Below are 16699 nucleotides of genomic sequence, written 5' to 3'. Positions count from 1 at the left end.
ATTCTTCGCCCTACTTCGATTAACAGGGAGGCGGCGGAGCTGTAACTCTCGAAGGATCGACCTCTTCAAGTCCTTTCGTCCAGACGAACTCTTTGAGATCGAAGGGACCCTCCATCAGCTTCTCGTCGCGCATCCATTCAGCAAGTTTGCAATAATCGGCATAGACGCCGTCATCGAGAGCGATGATGCGGTTTTTCACAGGCCACTGGGCCTCGACGATCGCACGCGGCATGCTCAGGTTCTTGTCGGCGTAAGCGATGACCGCTTCCTTGTCTTTCTCGGCAATCTCCTTGCCCTGAAGCATTCCGCGCAGGAACGCTTTGGCGATCTCCGGATGCTTTTCCAGCCATTCCGGGCGCGCGGCGGCAATGGAGAACCCAGGGATATAACCTTTGGCATCCGACAGATTATGCGCAATGTCCGGGCAGGTTTCGATGGCGGTATTGTTGTAGGGCTGCCAGAAGAAGAAGGCGTCAATGTCACCGTTGCAGAGAGCGGCCGGCATCACTTGACCATCCAAATTGATGACCTCGATGTCATCCTTTGTCATGCCATGTGCCTTGAGATAGGCCGATAGGAACCAGTCGACCGTCGATCCCACTCTTGTGGCGACCCGTTTGCCGCGAAGATCCTCCGCTTTCGTAATGTCCTTCTTTGCCGTCACAACATAGCTTGAGGGATCCCGATCAATCACGGCGATCAAACGATAATCCTTATTGTTCTGCACCCAGTACTGAACACCAGGAAAATCGCCGCCAAGCAGGATATCGCCTTCGCCGACGCGAAACGACTGGAGCGCCGTGGTCCCCGATGGGAACAGCCGGTAAGTGATATTCAGTCCTTCTTTCTCGAATATTCCTTTTTCATCGGCCATCCATATGGAGTCGTAGGGAACGATGGGCTGCAGAAAAACGGTAACGTCTTCCGCCGCCTGTGCTGAACTGGCCAAGTAACCGGAAAATAGAATGCTGGCGCAAAACGCTCCGGCTGCCACAAATTTCGAGCGCAAAAACATAATCTCCCTCCTGTCCCAAGGTCGACGCAGCGCGATTGTAGCGCCCCTCTTCTGGCGAACCTTGCGGTTCCTTATCGCGAGCGTGAAGTTATTTAACTGCGAGCGGCATGGCCCTCATGAACCTTGATCCGCCAACGGGAGCATGATAGGCAATCGGATACAATATGCAAGGCGCTAGATGAAGTTCACGACACGCAATAATGCCTCTCGTTTCGAGAGCGGCGCGGAAGTGCCGACATTGCCCGAATTCGTCTATGCAAAAGTCCGGGACATGATTTTTTCTGGCGAATTTGAACAGGGCATGCCCTTGCGACAAGAGAAGATCGCCAACCTTCTCGGTGTCAGCAGACTGCCGGTGCGCGAGGCACTTACCCGTCTTGAGGTCGAGGGGCTCGTTCATTTGCGGCCGCGCCAGGGCTTCGTGGTCGCCTCGCTGAGCTTAGAAGATATCGACGAGATCTTTGAGCTGCGGGCGATTGTTGAACAGCACGCTGTTTACGTCGCCACAGCGAAGCGCACCGATGAGGATATCGCCGAAATTCGCCCAATTATTGAAGAGATGGAAAAGATCCGGCCGCGCTCGAACCGGGATCTTGTCAACTTCGCGACGTTAAATCGCGCGTTTCATGAGCGCCTGTTCACAATCTCCCGAAGAGAGATGATGTGCAACCTGCTCGGTACGCTCCATGACAATTCCGAACGATACGTCCGCATGGGCGCACGGCTCGTTTCACAGCTGAAGGACGCTCACCGAGAGCATCGGACGATCTTTGAAGCCTTCGTCAGGGGTGACGCGGACGAAGCGGCTATCAGCTCGCGCTCGCACGTCCGCAATACCGGGAGGCGGTTGCTTGACATTCTCAGGAAGGAACGCGGCCAAGGCAGTTGATGCCCGAAGCGTCGCGCTGGAGGCTGCAAAGTGGTGTTACCTGAAAAACATATTGGCGTCTGCTTGCTGACAACGACACCCGCGAAGGAGATGATTGATCTCGCGGTTCTTGCAGACCAAAAAGGTCTGGATGGTTTCTGGATCGCCGAGGGATATCACTATTTTCGAAATCTCGGGGAACCCTCGAGCTCTACATCTTTAGCGGCGGCAATGGCGATGGTTACGTCGCGCATCACCATCGGCTTGGGCATTGTCCCGCCCTACACCCGTCACCCCGGTCTTCTGGCGATGGAATGTCATACAACCAGCCGATTGTCCGACGGTCGTTTCATCATGGGGCTCGGTGCGGCCAAGGCCGCTGCCCTCCATATGGGATGGACGGAAAAGACCATGCGGGCGGCACCGACGATCCGCGAAAGCATTGGCCTGGTGAGGGAATTGCTCGACGGACGACCCGTTGATTATCATGGCGAGATTTACAAGCTTGACGCGCCGGCCACACCAGACAAACAGCTGGGTCAGGTCCCGATAGCAATTGGTGCGACGGGTCCTCTGATGATAAAGCTTGGCGGCGAGATCGCGGATATCGTCTTGTTGCCAACTTTTACCAGTCCCGGGTTCGTGACCCTAGCGCGCGAACTCATTGCACAAGGTGCGGCCAAGTCCCAGCGGTCAGCCGACACAATCCCGGTGGGTGGTACGCTCCCCTTTTCCGTTGCTGAAGACGAAGCTTCCGCGCGGGCAGCCATACGGCGCCTCACGGTGGTGTATGTGGCGAATAAAGTTCAGAACATAAAGAACGACACGCTGCTCAAAGCTGCTGGCGTCGACGAGGATGAGGTCAAGAAGATCGCAGCCTGCGTGAAGAATGAGGGACCGGATTCCGCGGCAAAAATGCTGTCGGACGATCTTATGGATAAGGTTGCGATCGCCGGCACCCCGACGCAGGTGACCGATCGCCTCCTTGAATTTGCCGACGCCGGTCTGCGATGGCCCCTCCTTTATGGAGTGCTTGGTCCCGATCGACGCGAGGCAATCAAGCTGATCGCGGAAAGGGTACGGCCGGCATTCATGGCCAACTGAAAGTCTTTCAGCATCGGATGAAGGTCAACGCCGTTTGCGTATCTCTACCGCAACAATTCCCAAAACCACACAGGCGAGGGAGATCGCATGATAGGCGTGAGGGACTTCTCCGAGAAGCAGTATTGCCAAGCCTGAGCCAAAGACCGGCGTCAAATTGACAAAGAAGCCGGTGCGACCTGGCCCGATGCATGCAATGGCGCGAATAAAGAAAATTTGCGCGAGTGTGGATGGGAAAACAGCGACATAGGCCAAGATCCCCAGTCCCTCCAACGTGGGTATCTGGGTTTTTCCTGCGATGATTTCGGCCACCAGCATGGGGACAGACGTCACGAAGGCAGATATCGCCAGACCACAGAAAAGCACTTCATTGCTGAGGGGCGGTTTGCGCGCGATTGAAATTGTGTAGGCTGCTTGGATGAGGCAGGCCAGCATGATCAGGAGATCACCCTTGTTTATGCCCATGTCCAGCATCAGCGCCGGCTGTCCCCTTGTGGCGAGATAGATGACGCCGAAGATCACAAGGGCCATTCCAATCATTTGATTGATGGTAATTGCCTGCCGATACATTATTGCAGAAGCAATCAGCACCGGTAAAGGCAACGCACCTTGAATGATGAGGATGTTCATTGCCTCTGTGTAATACGCAGAATAATAGAATAGAAAATTAAATACTGTGAAACCTAGCGAGCCGGTGAGGAGAAGGCCCCATTTGTGCTGGCGTATCGTCGGCAGAGCTTCGATCACCTCGCGAGAATAGAATGTCAGCAAACCAACAGCGACCACGAGCCATCTCAGACAGGTGAGAGCCATGGGAGAGATCTCGCCAATGGCGAGTTGTCCGGCAACGGCGTTACCGCCCCAGAAGAGGCTCGCGAGGGTGAGCAGGACATAGGGTGTCAACGGCTGCTTGCCGCTGCGAGGGATGTGAATTGTCAAGGCGTTGTTCTTTGCGGGGCCAATTAAGTGTCCATAGCCGCGCTGCGAATGGATTCAGGCGTGAATGGCATCCGACTCAGTCGCAAGCCAGTGGCATTATAGACCGCGTTCGCGATGGCGGCACCCGTTGGAGACAATGAACATTCCGAGGGTCCCAGATAGCGCTTGCCGGGGCGGTCGAGCAGCACCACCTCAATGTGGGGAATGTTATCGCACCGAAGGATGGGATAAGTCTCCCAATCGCGACTGGCGATCCCATCCTGATCGTAGTGAACTTCCTCGTATCGCATCCAACTTGCTGCTTGCAGGACGCCACCCTCGATTTGCAGGCGAAGCCCGTCGTGATCGATGATCTCTCCGGCGTCTACAGCGATTGTGATCCGTTTAAAGCGTAAGTCCGCATCGTCGCCAAGCACGATGTCGGCAATGACGGCGGCATAGGCTTTTCGATTGTTGTAGCGTGCGAAAGCAAAGCCACGCCCGTGCGAATCCTCGTTGCTGCCGGGCCAATTTGCCGTGTCCGCCGCTGCACGGATCACGGATTTGGCCCGCTCGTCGCGGAGATGGGACAGGCGGAAGTCTATTGGATCCTTTCCTGCCGCCTCGGCCAGCCGATCCATCATCGTCTCGATCGCGAAGACGTTTGTGAAACTTCCCAGCGTGCGCAGGGTCGACGTCCGCAGCGGTAAATCATGGACCAGGTGCTTGACGACGCGAGGCGATGGGACATCGTAGTAAGGAAACGCCCCGCGGTGAATGCCCGCCATTGGGCCGGAAAGCGCTGGTTCAGGGACAAACGGGGCCACTGGAGTACTCAGATGGTGGGTCGCCAGCATGCGCCTCGGACCCGCCTTATCCGGCCCCGGTCGGGGGCGTGTCCTGTGTGTTCCGCTGTATGTCTCGTGTGACCAATCGACGATCATCCCGTCAGCATCGAGGCTTGCCCTGATATCGACGACCATTGCCGGCCCATAGGGCTCCCAGCAATGTTCATCGGATCGCGTCCATTTCAGGAGGATCGGCCTTCCTGGAACCGCCAGAGCAACGAGTGCCGCGTCTAAAGCTGCATCGTCCGCACCATTGTGGCCATAGGTTCCCGGACCCCGCATCTGGATGAGACGCAAGGCTTGCGGATCCAGATTGAGCACTTCTGCAAGGGTCATTTTCAGGGGGAAGACACCCTGCGAATGGGTCCAGATTGTAAGCCGTTCATCTTTATAGAGCGCCATCGCAGCCGATGGTCCGATCGAGCCATGCATGAGGTAGGGGCGCATGATTCTCGCTTCGATGGTCGCGACTGCAGACAGCGGAGGATCTTGCAATGGCTGCACCGGATCAAAGGTAGCACCCTCACTGCTCACCGGCAGGCTTTCGCGTCGATTGCAAATGAGCTGCTGATAAATGTTGCTGTCGTCCATGGGTTTTTCACAGGTCCAGCGCGTGCCGGCCCGGATCTTCTCAGCAAGGCGGATCGTCCTGTATTCGTCGGATGAAGCGACAGCGAGAAAGCTTCCATCTTGAACAAGAACAGCATCCTCCGCTTCCGACAGCCCTGTCAGCCCTTCCAGTCGGGCGTGGTAATGCGGCGGGCGAATGACCCGGGCATGCAACATGTCAGGCATGCTCAGGTCCTGAACAAATAACGCTTTCCCGCTAATCAAATCCGGAAGTGATTTCGGGACGACTTTCTTTCTCCCGATGAGCTTGTAGTCTTCGGGCCGCTTTGTCGAAATTTCCTTGTCTACAGGGATGTTAAAGCCATCTGCTTGAATGAGATCCCAATAGCTGACGGTGTAATTGCTGTCCCGGCTTTTAACCAGACCGTCTGTGACCTCAAGTTTACTGATCTCCGCCCCCAGCGCTGTGCTGGCGAGCGTCATGAGATGCCGCCGCGCAGTGGCCACGGCGAGCCGGATCGACTGCCCGGAGCGCTCGATGGAGTTGCTTGCCGAGGTATATTCTTCATCCAGCGAGACATCCGTATCGACGCTCTCAATATCGATGCGGTCGTAGCCGACATCGAATTCTTCAGCGGCGATGAGCGCCAACGCCGTACTGATACGCTGACCGATATCGACCTTACCGGTTCTGATCGTCAGGCGGCCGTCCTCGCGGAACCGGACCCAGTCGTCGACATGAGGATAGGCTGCCAAGCTGGCGTTGATGTCGGTGTGATCAGCCATTGGCCAATTCCTTGACCGCCTGAAAAACGCGCTGCTGCGATCCGCAACGGCAGAGATGCTGTTGAAGAGCGTCGCGAATTTCGCCATCGTCAGGATGTTTGGTGGCGTGAAGCAAGGCTGCCGCGGCAATCACCATCCCAGGGATACAGTATCCGCATTGTGCCGCGCCGGCTTCGAGAAAGGCGTTGCGCACGATCTCGAGCATGTTGTCGTCAGCACTCTCCGGCGTGACAATATTCTTACCCGTAAACTGTGCCACCGGCGCATTGCAGCTGAGCGCCTTCTTACCGTCAACAAGCACGGCGCATGCCCCGCACTGCTCAAGGCCGCAGCCCAGCTTTGCACCTGTCAATCCTAGAGAATTTCTGAGAACGAACAGGAGCGGAGTTGCCGGGTCAACTCTTACCGTGGCTTCCTCGCCATTGACACGCAGGATCACCTCTTCGACGGCGCTGTTTGTGGTGCCCAACATTGAACCTGCATCCGGTATGGAAGATCGACACTGACGATCTTGGCAGGATTGGATACATTTTACAATTAGCGAAGCTGGGATCATATATGCTATGGCGCGTGAGCGTAGCTCGGCGGGCGGCAGACTTACTGAGGTCAGGACATGAAGCTTGTAACATGCGAACCCAAAACTTCGGATCAGAGCTCCCGCTTTCTGGCTGCGGCTGTCAGTGAGGATGTCTTTATCGATCTTCGCTCCGTCGATTCGATCATTCACAAAGACGCTTCGGGTGATCGGATTCCCAATGATATCATCGAGATGATCTCCAACCCTGGCCGGTATTATCCCTTGGCGGAGGAGGTGATCCGATTTGCCAAGGGCAGTCCAGACGAGATCAATGCCCGTGCGGCAAGCAAGGTTGCCTGGCGGAAAAGCGAGTTGCGTTTTTTGCCGACAATTCCGCGGCCGGGCAAGATCCTCCACACTTCAGTGAATTTTTCTGATCACAAGAAGGAGGTGGCCTCCGCTTTCAAGGGCGATGCCTGGAAAGCGCAGGATTGGGGCTCCTTCCATTATCAGCATCCCACCGGCTTCCTCCAGGCTCCATCCTCAACAGTCGGAACCGAAGAGGCGATCTATATTCCCTCTTTCACGGAGCAGCTGGATTACGAAATCGAGCTGGCGATCGTCATTGGCAAGAAGGCCAAAAACGTCTCCAAGGAAAACGCATTGGACTATGTCGCCGGGTATTGTGTCTTCAACGACGTGTCCGCGCGCGACATTCAAAGCCGCGAACACGCGAACAAAGTTATCCTTCTGGGAAAGAGCTTCGATACGTCCTGTCCCCTGGGGCCGTGGCTAACCACCATTGACGAGATCGCAGATCCGCAGGATCTGAAGATGACCCTTCGGCTTAATGGCGAAATCCGGCAGGACTCGAGCACAAAAAACATGGTTTTCGGTGTTGCCGACCTTGTTTCGTGGTGGTCCAACATCACCCTGGAGCCTGGCGATGTGATAACCTCGGGCAGCCCGTCCGGAGTGATTGCCGGGCACGCCAATCCCGTTTGGCTCGCGCCCGGCGACAGGATCGAGGCCACGATTGCCGGCCTCGGACAGCTGGTCAACACGGTAGCCGCCCTGCCGGCGTAGGATCGGAACATGACTGAATTCAGCCCCCTTGGCCTGACGATGGATTCGGAGGAGATGCTCGGCAGGCTGAAGAGCTGGGTCGAGTGTGAAAGCCCAAGCTGGGACGCGAGTGCAGTTAACCGAATGGCTGACATCGCCAGCGACGAGTTGAGCCTTCTCGACGCGCGCATAGACCGGATTCCAATCCCCGGCTTTGGTGACGCGTTGCGGGCTCGATTGCCCCACCCCGCCGCTGGTTCACCTGGCATCCTCTTATTGGGCCATCTCGATACGGTGCACCCGATCGGCTCAATGGCGTTCAGGCGTGATGGCGAGCGCTGTTACGGCCCAGGAATTCTCGACATGAAGGCCGGAAACTTTCTGGCTGTCGATGCCTTGAGGGCTCTCCTGCTCCAGAACATTCAAACGCCGCTGCCGGTGACGATCCTGTTCACCAGCGATGAAGAGGTTGGGAGCAAGGGGAGCCGCGCTCTGATCGAGGCGGAAGCTCAGCGCAACAAATATGTCCTTGTTCCCGAACCGGCCCGCCCAGACGGCAGCCTTGTTTGCGGAAGACATACGGTCGCGAGATATATTCTCCGAACTGAAGGCAAGTCGGGTCATGCAGGCCACATGAGTGCGATGGGCGTTTCAGCGATCCGGGAAATGGCTGAGAAGGTTGTCGAGCTTGAAGGCTTATCCAATCAAGACGCATTTTGCCGGGTGGGAGTGATAAAAGGCGGCAAGTGGGTCAATTGCATTCCAATGACCTGTGAGGCGGAACTTCTTATCGTTGCCAAGACACAATCGGCGTTCCTCGACTTGCAAAACGCGGTTGAAAGTGCCGTCGCCAATTATGCGGGTGCCACCTTTCATTTCGAACGCGGACCAGTGCGGCCATTTTGGCACGAGGACAAGGTTTCGAACCCGATTTTTCAGGAGGCGAAGGTAATCGCTCGCGAGTTGGGCTTCTCGGTGGATGCGGTGACGTCCGGCGGTGGATCGGACGGCAACTTTACAGGGCATATGGGCGTCCCGACCTTAGATGGTCTGGGTGCCCAGGGGGATCATCTGCATACGGCCGATGAACATATCATCGTCGAAAGCCTTGCTCAGCGAGGGAAACTCATGGCCGGGCTCTTTGCGCGGTTGCAATAGCGCCGATGATGATGTCCTCCATAGAGAAGAGGCTATGACCACCCCACTGGTTCGACTTGAGGCTCAGGGCTGCAGAGATCGGCCAGCTCGTTATCGCGGCGACGCGATCGGCAAGAGTCGCTCGGTATCGACGCTTCGTGTTGCGCATCGCACGACTGCAGGTGAACGACGCTTAGGAAAAGTGAGATTAGCGGTAGGCCGTCAACCCATTGATCGCGAAAAGAAATTTGGAGCGGGCGATCGGGATCGAACCGACGACATTCAGCTTGGGAAGCTGACGTTCTACCACTGAACTACGCCCGCGAAAAACGCCGTTGATTTTGTACGGCTTTTTCCCCTTTGTCCCAGTGGATGCCACTCCAGGGGAAAAGTGAGACTCCTTTTACTTGGTTTGTCCCTTCAGGAGCAAGCCAATTCCCCGTCGGATCGTGCTCATCCAGGCATCTCCCTGATCGGCTCTCATCGGCTCCATCATGTCTGCTGCCCCGGCCGTCTTTTCATCAACCCCCACGCTAGAGTAGTCTGTTCAGGGGCTCTCCCAGCGGCGCAGTGGCCCTGTTCTGGGCATGCGTCCGTGTTGAACTTCACGGATCGAAACTATTTCGGGTGCTACCGTTCATCCTATGACGGCGGGTCTCGGCGTGGCCGGACTGCTCGATGCGGTAGTCCATGGTCATAAGGGCGCGCCGCTGACTGCCCCCGAGCAACATTCTTGAGAGAAGCGGATGGTCTATCTCACACTTCTTTTCGCCGCATCCTTTGCACTGGTCCATCTCTTCATCAGTAGGCTGCGCTTCCTCCATGTGGTGCCGCGCAGCCGCTGGCTGTCCGCAGCGGGTGGGATCGCCGTTGCCTATGTCTTCCTGCACATCCTTCCTGAACTGAGTAGCCACCAGAAGACATTCGCCGAAGGCCTGGGACTTAGCGGACGGGCTGCCGAAGGATGGGTTTACCTGCTCGCACTGACCGGGTTGATCACCTTCTATGGCTTGGAACAGGCTGCCAAATCATCCCGCAAGCAGATCTCCGGCGTCACAGAGAATGGGCGGGCTGAAATGAAAATATTCTGGCTCCATATAGGTTCATTCGGTCTTTACAACGTCATCATTGGATATCTCCTCCTGCATCGGGAGGAGGCCGGCCTGGGGTCCCTCGTCTTCTACTTCGTAGCCATGGCCCTCCACTTCATGGCGAGCGACTTCGGGCTTCGCCAATATCACAGGCACCGGTATGACCGTTCCGGTCGCTGGATGCTTGCCGGGGCCATTATGGCAGGATGGACCCTTGGGATGTTCGTCGAGCTTCCACAGATCGTCATCGGATTTCTGTTTGCCTTCCTGGCGGGAAGTGTCGTCCTCAACGTCCTCAAAGAGGAGTTACCGGAGGAACGGGAAAGCCGCTTCTGGCCCTTTGCGATAGGGAGCAGTGCCTATGCGGCCCTTCTCGTCGCGGTGGGGTGATGCAGATGCCTTTTATCGCGCTTAAATCCAGGGCTCTGACTTCTTCAGGCTCAGAGGCCTACTCCTAAGCTCCGCCTACAAGGCTGCAGAGGCGCAGATGCTTTCAAAGTGAAAGCATCTGCTGATGAGGCTCAGGGCAGGCGGAAATGCTTCGAGAGCTTCAGACCCTGTTTTTGATAGTGAGAGCCAATGCCGGAACCATAGACGTGCTCGGGGGGCTCCGTCAGGGTTTCGTAGATCAGTCGGCCAACGGTCTGGCCATCCTCGAGAATGAAGGGGACCTCGTGGCTGCGAACCTCGAGGACAGCACGACTGCCCTCGCCAGAGCCTGAGGAGTGGCCGAAGCCGGGGTCGAAAAAGCCTGCATAGTGGACGCGGAATTCCCCCACCAAAGGGTTGAACGGGACCATCTCGGCGGCATGGGTGGGCGGCACCCTGACAGCCTCCTTCGAGGCGAGGATGTAGAACTCGTTCGGGTCGAGGATCAGGCTCGTGCAACGGGCAATGGGCTCCCAGTAGTCGAGCACGTCGAGGGAGGCTTTCTGGTCTACGTCGATCAGGGCGGAGTGGCGCTTGGCGCGGTAGCCCGCGGGACCTCCATCGCCACTCCCCGCCAGGTCGACGGACAGCGCTACGCCGTTGTCGATATCGATGTGGCGCGATGAGACCAGATGTTCGCGTTCATTGAGGCTTGCGGTCTCTGCATCTGAAAATGTGGCGGGGCCGCGCCGGAACCTCATCTGAGCCAGCCGCGAGCCGGTGCGCACCAGAATCGGGAAGGTGCGCGGCGAGATCTCGGCATAGAGAGGGCCCGTGTAATCTGGAGCGATCTTGTCGAACTCGCGCGCATGATCTGCGATCACCCGGGTGAAGACGTCGATGCGTCCCGTGGAACTCTTCGGATTGGCCAGTGCATGGATGCCGGTGGGCAGGGCAAGCCGCTCCAGCAAGGGCACGATGTACACGCAGCCGGTCTCGAGCACCGCGCTGTTGTCGAGGGGCATGCGATGCAGGGCCAGATCTTCCAATCGCTCGGCAACCGTCGCCTGGGTCCCGGGAAGAAAGCTCGCTCGCACGCGATAGGCTGTGTCCCCGAGCCTCAGATCGAGGCTCGCCGGCTGCACCTGATCGGCATCGAGAGGATGAGATGTGCTCAGGGAGCCGTCTTCCAGCATCCCCCGTATGGCGTGAGCCGGCAGAATCCCAGGTGTCATCTTCGATGCGCTGCTTGAGGACACTCATCCGCTCCTGTTGGATGCGCCTGTAAAATCGACTCCTTCGTAGCGGAAACGCCGAAAGGCGCAATGGTTTTGCCGTATAATCCGCGCGGCTCTTGACCTGCTGCCGGCCAGGGCGACAGAGTGGCTGCCGCTTGGCTTCTTTCAGCGTAGGGTGCGATGTACGATCAGACGACGCGTGCGATCCGGGTGACTGTCACCCCTGCCTTCCTCGACGAGCAATCGACGCCGGAGGAGAATTACTTCGTCTGGGCGTATACGATCGTCATAGAGAATCTTGGTCAGGAGGTCGTCCGACTAAGGACGCGGTATTGGCGGATCACCGATGCCCTAGGCCGCAGCCAGGAAGTCCGGGGGGAGGGCGTCGTAGGCGAACAGCCCTTGCTCAAGCCCGGAGAAAGTTTCGAGTATACCAGCGGCGCTCCGCTGCCGACGCCGTCGGGCATGATGGTCGGGGCGTATCAGATGGAAACCGTAGGCGGAGAAATGTTCAACGTCGACGTCCCCGTCTTTGCGCTTGAAAGCCCATACGAAAAGAAGAGGCTCCATTGACCGAATTCACTCCGCAGCGCTTTACCGCGGTCGAGATGCTTGACCGCCTCGTCGCTTTCGACACAACGAGCCGGCTCAGCAATCTCGCACTCATCGCCTTCGTTCAAGATTATCTGAGCGGCTGGGGCGTCGAGAGTCTTGTCATCCCCAATGAGGACAATACCAAGGCCTCGCTCTATGCGACCATCGGGCCAAAAGATCGAGGCGGCATCGCCTTGTCCGGCCATACCGACGTCGTTCCCGTCGAAGGGCAGGACTGGCATACGGATCCCTTCACGCTGACCGAGCGGGAGGGCAAGCTCTATGGACGCGGCTCCTGCGACATGAAGGGGTTCGTTGCTGCAGCCCTTGCCCATGTCCCGGATTTTCTCGACCGCGATCTGCGCCAGCCCATCCATTTGGCGCTGTCGTACGATGAAGAGGTGGGGTGCCTCGGTGTCCGCCCCATGATCGCGGAGATCGCCGCCCGTCATCCTCTGCCTCGGGCCGTCATCGTGGGGGAGCCCACCATGATGACAGTGGTGGATGCCCATAAGGGTACGCGCCGATTCCGCACGGATGTGACGGGGCGTGAAGCGCATTCCAGCATGCCGCAACTCGCCGTGAATGCTGTCATGGTGGCCGGCGAACTTGTGGCGGAGCTCGCGCGGCTGTCGCGCGAACTCAGAGACCGCGGAGATCCGTCAGGCCGGTTCGAGCCGGCCTACACCACCCTGCAGGTGGGCCGCATCGAAGGCGGAGGCGCGCAGAACATCATTCCCCGGCATTGCCACTTCTTCTGGGAAATGCGTCTCCTCCCGAGCGCAGATCCCAACGAGATACCCCGCCGGTTCGATGCGTTCGCCGATGAATTGATGGCCGATATGAGGGCGGTCGATCCGGAAGCCGGCATCGTCACCAGCGAAGTGGGGGGTGTCGTGGCTCTGAAACCGGATGCAGGATCGGAGGCAGAGCGGCTCGCCCTGTTTCTCTCCGGTACCAACCAAACCTTTGCGGTTTCCTATGCGACCGAAGGCGGCCTGTTTCAGGAGGCTGCGATGTCGGCCATCGTCTGCGGACCTGGAGACATCGCCCAGGCGCATCAGCCCAACGAGTTCATCACCCTGCAACAGATGGAAAAATGCTCCAAATTCATGCTGGATCTGGCGGATTACGCCTCAAAGCGCTAGGAGCGCCACCTCGCCGCATGGGCGATTCTGACGCCACGGATTTCCTCGGGTCGTGCTAGGCAATCTTTGGATGGGGGATCGCATCTTGTGATCAGGGAGCGGACATCGCGGAGTTCGTGGCTCGCGCTTCTCGCGGGCTACATGCTCGTGATCCAGCTCGTCTTTTCCGGATACGCATCAGCTCTCCTGGCAGGGGACCAGCAGGAAGATCATCACAGTCTCTGCACCCCCGGCGGTATCGCCAGCCTTTCGGATAGAACGTCGTCCGGCGCAAAGCATCACGCCGTCCCGGACTGCTGTTCGGCCAGTTGCGGTATGTTTGCAGCCGCCGACGTTCCGGAGTCTGCGGGCGTAGAGCTTTACCGCCGTTCAACGGTCCTGCCAGCTCCGCGGGCCGTCGCCAGCGCCCGAAAACATAGCTCTCTCTATGAGCGACACCAGAGCCGAGCACCACCGAGATCCGAGAGAACTACCTGATCGCCGCGGGTTCACCCGCTCCTGGTTCGTTTCGGAGACTATTCATGTCTGGTCATTTTCGGGCGCCCTTTTGGCGCCGTGTTAGCGCTTATCTCGCTTCTGCCTGCGTTGCGTTCGTCTGGGTTGCATCCACAGCAGAAGCTCACGTTTCCCTCGCCGTGCAGGAAGCTCCGCTCAACTCCACCTACAAGGCCATCATCCAGGTTCCACACGGATGCGATGGATCCCCTACACTCAAACTGCGCGTGAAAATTCCGGAGGGCTTCATCGCGGTGAAGCCCATGCCCAAAGCGGGGTGGACGCTCGAAACCGTGAAAGGGAAATACCAGAAGACTTATGACTATTATGGCACGCCGCTCGCCGAGGGGGTGACGGAGGTCATCTGGACCGGAAATCTTGTAGATTCGCATTACGATGAGTTCGTTCTGCGGGGAAGGATCAGCGATGGCCTCCCTGCTGGGACGACCCTCTATTTCCCGTCCGTCCAGGAGTGCGAGAATGGGGCGGAACGGTGGATCGAGATCCCCGCGGCCGGCAAGGACCCCCATGATCTGGAGCATCCTGCTCCCGGCGTGAAGCTTACGCCGGCCAAGTGATGAAGGCGGGGGGAAGCACAATCCGCGGCACCGTGTTGGAGAGGCTTTCCCTCGTTCTCTGCGTTGCCGTCGTCATGCTTGCGACGGTTGTGCAGGGATGGGCTCATGCGGCTCTCAGAACGTCCGATCCGGAGGCCGGCGCCGTCCTGGAACAGGCTCCGGAGTTTTTCACCTTAAGCTTCAGTGAGCCAGTCTCACCGCTCGTCCTGAAGCTGATCGATTCACGTGGTGCCAGCGTCACCCTTGATGATGTTCAAGCCAGTGGAAACCTGCTTCGGGCTCGGATGCCCTCTGATCTTTCCTCCGGTACGCATGTGCTGAGCTGGCGGGTGACGTCAATAGACGGGCATCCCGTGGGCGGCTCGGTGGTCTTTTCCATCGGATCACCAAGTGCGGGATCTGGCGCCGGCGTGATGACGGCGCCGCCTGTTGCATTAGGGATGATGATATGGAGCACAAAGCTTGTCCTCTACTGCGCTTTGTTCTTCGGGATTGGCGGTGCTTTTTTTGGAGCCTGGTTTGCTCAGACCCGCAGAGCGGGGACGAAGACGATCGCCTGTCTCCTGGCGGCTGGAGTTTTTGCCGTCCCCATATCCGTCTGCTTACAGGGACTGGATTCTCTTGCTGAGCCTGTGTCCCGCTTGTTTACGCCGACGGTGTGGGAGGCAGGGCTTGCGAGCAGCTATGGGCTCACAGCGGTCATCGCCGCGGCGGCTTTCTGCATCGCGGGTATCGGGCTGGCGGCAAAGGGCAGCCTGCAAAAGCTTTTGGCGGTGGCTGCACTGACCGGGCTTGGCCTTGCATTGGCAGCCAGTGGCCACGCGAGTGCCGCGCAACCGCAGCCTTGGATGCGGTTGGTCGTCTTTCTCCACGGCGTGACGGTTGCGTTCTGGCTCGGTGCATTGCTCCCGCTGCTGCTTCTCCTCAAAGCGCCGGCAGGGCACCCGCTAGAGGCGCTGAGAAAGTTCTCGCGCGCCATCCCCTATGTGCTGCTCGTGCTGGTGTGCTCCGGCGTCACCCTCATCGTGATACAGGTCCCGCGGCTCGGGGACATTGTCGAAACCGCCTATGGCCAGCTGCTCTTGGCCAAGCTCGCTCTCCTCCTGGCGATCTTTGCCATCGCCGGGTTCAATCGTTGGCGCCTTACCCATCGCACTCACATCGGTGACGACGATGCACGCCGGCTGCTGGTCAAGACAATCGCACTTGAGACTGTCCTCTTCCTGATCGTGCTCGGCCTCGTCGCCGGCTGGCGTTTCACCGCTCCACCGCGCAGTCAGCCCGTCGAAGTCGCCCATCCCGTGCCGTCTGCCCGCGCCGCATCCGCGGAGCTTTACGGCGATACAGCAATGGCGGTGGTCGTGCTCACGCCGGGGCAGGCCGGTGTGGTGCAGGCTACGATCAGCGTCATGACCCATGTGCACTTGCCCCTGGAGGCCAAGGAGGTCGCGCTCGTCCTCGCCAATCCGTCCATCGGCATCGAGAAGATGCGACAACAAGCGGTCGCAGAGGGAGACGGCGTCTGGCGGATCGACGCTCTCCGAATACCGGTCCCCGGGCTCTGGAAAATCCAAGTCGAGATTCTGGTTTCGGATTTCGACCTGGTGGCTCTGGAGGGCAGTATAATGGTCAGTCCTTAGCGGCGCACAAGTTCGGAGAGGACGGCGTAGGCCCCATCAATGTCGGCGCCAAGTGCTGCTCGTGCCGCTTTGCCGTCGCCAGCCTTCAGAGCGTTCAGGATCGCTCGATGTTGAGCATTGGCGGATACATAGTTGCCTGACCCATGAAGCAGATTGAAATAGGGGCTGATCTGTAGCCACAGCGTTTCGATCATGCTCAACAAGGTCGGAGATCCCGCCGCCTTGTAGATTGCGAAATGGAATGCGCGGTTGGCTCGCAAATAGGTCTGCACCTCGTTGCGCGCCACTGAACTTTCGAGCCTCGCTTCCTCCTTTTCGAGTTGCGCCAGACTCGCGCCGCAGATTGACCGAGCAGCCCATTCTGCGGCCAGGCCCTCGACTTCCAGCCGGACTTTCCGCAAGTCATCCAGGCGCTCCACGCTGAGGCGCGGAATACCCATGGCACGGCCGGTCACCAACGTCAGCGCGCCAGCCGCAGCAAGGCGCTTCAACGCCTCCCGCACCGGGGTCGTGCTGACGTGGAACGAGTCGGCAAGAGATTGAATCGTTACCAGCTGGCCGGGAGCAATCTCGCCATCCAGGATGAGATCGGACATCTGCCGATAGACCCGCTCCTGAAGCGTATCCCGTGCCAGCGGCACGATTTGAAAGTCTGCCCTTGCCGCCGTTTCATCAGTCATCATTCAAGTCGGCCCAAGCTCTGCGTAATCCCGTCAATCTT

The 16699-nt window shown here is 58.3% G+C and carries 16 protein-coding genes and 1 tRNA gene; 10 read left to right on the top strand and 7 right to left on the bottom strand.

Translation table 11 applies throughout. From position 1 onward, the window contains the following. Positions 1-19: 19 nt before the first annotated feature. Positions 20-1015, bottom strand: coding sequence for an ABC transporter substrate-binding protein (locus tag FKM97_RS01885; protein ID WP_143957435.1), 996 nt, complete (start codon positions 1013-1015; stop codon positions 20-22). Positions 1016-1193: 178 nt separating this feature from the next. Here FKM97_RS01885 and FKM97_RS01880 point away from each other — a divergent pair, with 178 nt between their 5' ends. Together FKM97_RS01880 and FKM97_RS01875 are read left to right on the top strand one after the other, a co-directional pair. After that, positions 1194-1904, top strand: a complete 711-nt coding sequence (locus tag FKM97_RS01880) for a GntR family transcriptional regulator (protein WP_143957434.1) — start codon at positions 1194-1196, stop codon at positions 1902-1904. A gap of 33 nt (positions 1905-1937) precedes the next feature. Then, on the top strand, positions 1938-2987 hold the full coding sequence (locus tag FKM97_RS01875) for an LLM class flavin-dependent oxidoreductase (RefSeq protein WP_143957433.1): 1050 nt from the start codon (positions 1938-1940) through the stop codon (positions 2985-2987). Between the two features lie 24 nt (positions 2988-3011). Here FKM97_RS01875 and FKM97_RS01870 read toward each other — a convergent pair whose 3' ends face one another. From FKM97_RS01870 to FKM97_RS01860, 3 genes are read right to left on the bottom strand one after another with little or no spacing between them, the layout of a single operon-like run. Continuing rightward, entirely contained in the window at positions 3012-3923 is a 912-nt protein-coding gene (locus tag FKM97_RS01870) for a DMT family transporter (RefSeq protein ID WP_143957432.1), read from the bottom strand. A gap of 23 nt (positions 3924-3946) precedes the next feature. Beyond that, complete coding sequence (locus FKM97_RS01865) at positions 3947-6106, bottom strand: xanthine dehydrogenase family protein molybdopterin-binding subunit (RefSeq protein ID WP_170240693.1); 2160 nt, start codon at positions 6104-6106, stop codon at positions 3947-3949. Beyond that, on the bottom strand, positions 6099-6578 hold the full coding sequence (locus FKM97_RS01860) for a (2Fe-2S)-binding protein (protein WP_143957430.1): 480 nt from the start codon (positions 6576-6578) through the stop codon (positions 6099-6101). Before FKM97_RS01860 ends, FKM97_RS01865 begins: the two co-directional genes overlap by 8 nt. A 141-nt stretch (positions 6579-6719) precedes the next feature. Here FKM97_RS01860 and FKM97_RS01855 point away from each other — a divergent pair, with 141 nt between their 5' ends. Together FKM97_RS01855 and FKM97_RS01850 are read left to right on the top strand one after the other, a co-directional pair. Then, positions 6720-7709, top strand: coding sequence for a fumarylacetoacetate hydrolase family protein (locus FKM97_RS01855; protein WP_143957429.1), 990 nt, complete (start codon positions 6720-6722; stop codon positions 7707-7709). Positions 7710-7718: 9 nt separating this feature from the next. Then, positions 7719-8846: a M20/M25/M40 family metallo-hydrolase gene (locus FKM97_RS01850; protein ID WP_143957428.1), complete on the top strand. Its 1128-nt coding sequence runs from the start codon at positions 7719-7721 to the stop codon at positions 8844-8846. A 228-nt stretch (positions 8847-9074) separates the two neighbouring features. On the opposite strand, the gene FKM97_RS01845 is transcribed toward FKM97_RS01850, so the two are convergent. Next, positions 9075-9149, bottom strand: a tRNA-Gly gene (locus tag FKM97_RS01845). A gap of 422 nt (positions 9150-9571) precedes the next feature. On the opposite strand from FKM97_RS01845, the gene FKM97_RS01840 reads away from it, so the two are divergent. Then, positions 9572-10306, top strand: a complete 735-nt coding sequence (locus tag FKM97_RS01840) for a hypothetical protein (RefSeq protein ID WP_143957427.1) — start codon at positions 9572-9574, stop codon at positions 10304-10306. Positions 10307-10437: 131 nt separating this feature from the next. Here the strand turns inward: FKM97_RS01840 and FKM97_RS01835 are convergent, their stop codons facing one another. Then, entirely contained in the window at positions 10438-11520 is a 1083-nt protein-coding gene (locus FKM97_RS01835) for a 2'-deoxycytidine 5'-triphosphate deaminase (RefSeq protein WP_143957855.1), read from the bottom strand. Between the two features lie 183 nt (positions 11521-11703). Between FKM97_RS01835 and apaG the strand changes: the two genes are divergently transcribed. The 5 genes from apaG to FKM97_RS01815 all read left to right on the top strand — a co-directional run bounded on the left by apaG (position 11704) and on the right by FKM97_RS01815 (position 15978). Further along, on the top strand, positions 11704-12096 hold the full coding sequence (gene apaG, locus FKM97_RS01830) for a Co2+/Mg2+ efflux protein ApaG (protein ID WP_143957426.1): 393 nt from the start codon (positions 11704-11706) through the stop codon (positions 12094-12096). Then, positions 12093-13265, top strand: coding sequence for an acetylornithine deacetylase (gene argE / locus FKM97_RS01825; RefSeq protein ID WP_281290055.1), 1173 nt, complete (start codon positions 12093-12095; stop codon positions 13263-13265). The genes apaG and argE overlap by 4 nt, the downstream gene beginning before the upstream one ends. A gap of 87 nt (positions 13266-13352) precedes the next feature. Next, positions 13353-13742, top strand: a complete 390-nt coding sequence (locus FKM97_RS27140; protein WP_428977877.1) for a DUF2946 family protein — start codon at positions 13353-13355, stop codon at positions 13740-13742. 44 nt (positions 13743-13786) lie between these two features. Continuing rightward, positions 13787-14338, top strand: a complete 552-nt coding sequence (locus tag FKM97_RS01820) for a YcnI family copper-binding membrane protein (RefSeq protein ID WP_143957425.1) — start codon at positions 13787-13789, stop codon at positions 14336-14338. After that, positions 14338-15978: a copper resistance CopC/CopD family protein gene (locus tag FKM97_RS01815; protein WP_143957424.1), complete on the top strand. Its 1641-nt coding sequence runs from the start codon at positions 14338-14340 to the stop codon at positions 15976-15978. The genes FKM97_RS01820 and FKM97_RS01815 overlap by 1 nt, the downstream gene beginning before the upstream one ends. Here the strand turns inward: FKM97_RS01815 and FKM97_RS01810 are convergent. Continuing rightward, on the bottom strand, positions 15975-16661 hold the full coding sequence (locus FKM97_RS01810; protein WP_246104894.1) for a GntR family transcriptional regulator: 687 nt from the start codon (positions 16659-16661) through the stop codon (positions 15975-15977). The two genes, FKM97_RS01815 and FKM97_RS01810, sit on opposite strands and share 4 nt — an antisense overlap. Positions 16662-16699 lie beyond the last annotated feature (38 nt).

It is taken from the genome of Rhodoligotrophos appendicifer, from assembly GCF_007474605.1.
Classification (GTDB): domain Bacteria; phylum Pseudomonadota; class Alphaproteobacteria; order Rhizobiales; family Im1; genus Rhodoligotrophos; species Rhodoligotrophos appendicifer.
This window is presented reverse-complemented; position numbering and strand designations above follow the sequence as displayed.

Bases quoted from the DNA above. Each gene is read 5' to 3' on its own strand.
- FKM97_RS01885 (WP_143957435.1), bottom strand. From the start codon at position 1,015: ATGTTTTTGCGCTCGAAATTTGTGGCAGCCGGAGCGTTTTGCGCCAGC.
- FKM97_RS01880 (WP_143957434.1), top strand. From the start codon at position 1,194: ATGAAGTTCACGACACGCAATAATGCCTCTCGTTTCGAGAGCGGCGCG.
- FKM97_RS01865 (WP_170240693.1), bottom strand. From the start codon at position 6,106: ATGGCTGATCACACCGACATCAACGCCAGCTTGGCAGCCTATCCTCAT.
- FKM97_RS01860 (WP_143957430.1), bottom strand. From the start codon at position 6,578: ATGTTGGGCACCACAAACAGCGCCGTCGAAGAGGTGATCCTGCGTGTC.
- FKM97_RS01855 (WP_143957429.1), top strand. From the start codon at position 6,720: ATGAAGCTTGTAACATGCGAACCCAAAACTTCGGATCAGAGCTCCCGC.
- FKM97_RS01850 (WP_143957428.1), top strand. From the start codon at position 7,719: ATGACTGAATTCAGCCCCCTTGGCCTGACGATGGATTCGGAGGAGATG.
- FKM97_RS01840 (WP_143957427.1), top strand. From the start codon at position 9,572: ATGGTCTATCTCACACTTCTTTTCGCCGCATCCTTTGCACTGGTCCAT.
- FKM97_RS01835 (WP_143957855.1), bottom strand. From the start codon at position 11,520: ATGACACCTGGGATTCTGCCGGCTCACGCCATACGGGGGATGCTGGAA.
- apaG (WP_143957426.1), top strand. From the start codon at position 11,704: ATGTACGATCAGACGACGCGTGCGATCCGGGTGACTGTCACCCCTGCC.
- FKM97_RS01820 (WP_143957425.1), top strand. From the start codon at position 13,787: ATGTCTGGTCATTTTCGGGCGCCCTTTTGGCGCCGTGTTAGCGCTTAT.
- FKM97_RS01815 (WP_143957424.1), top strand. From the start codon at position 14,338: ATGAAGGCGGGGGGAAGCACAATCCGCGGCACCGTGTTGGAGAGGCTT.
- FKM97_RS01810 (WP_246104894.1), bottom strand. From the start codon at position 16,661: ATGATGACTGATGAAACGGCGGCAAGGGCAGACTTTCAAATCGTGCCG.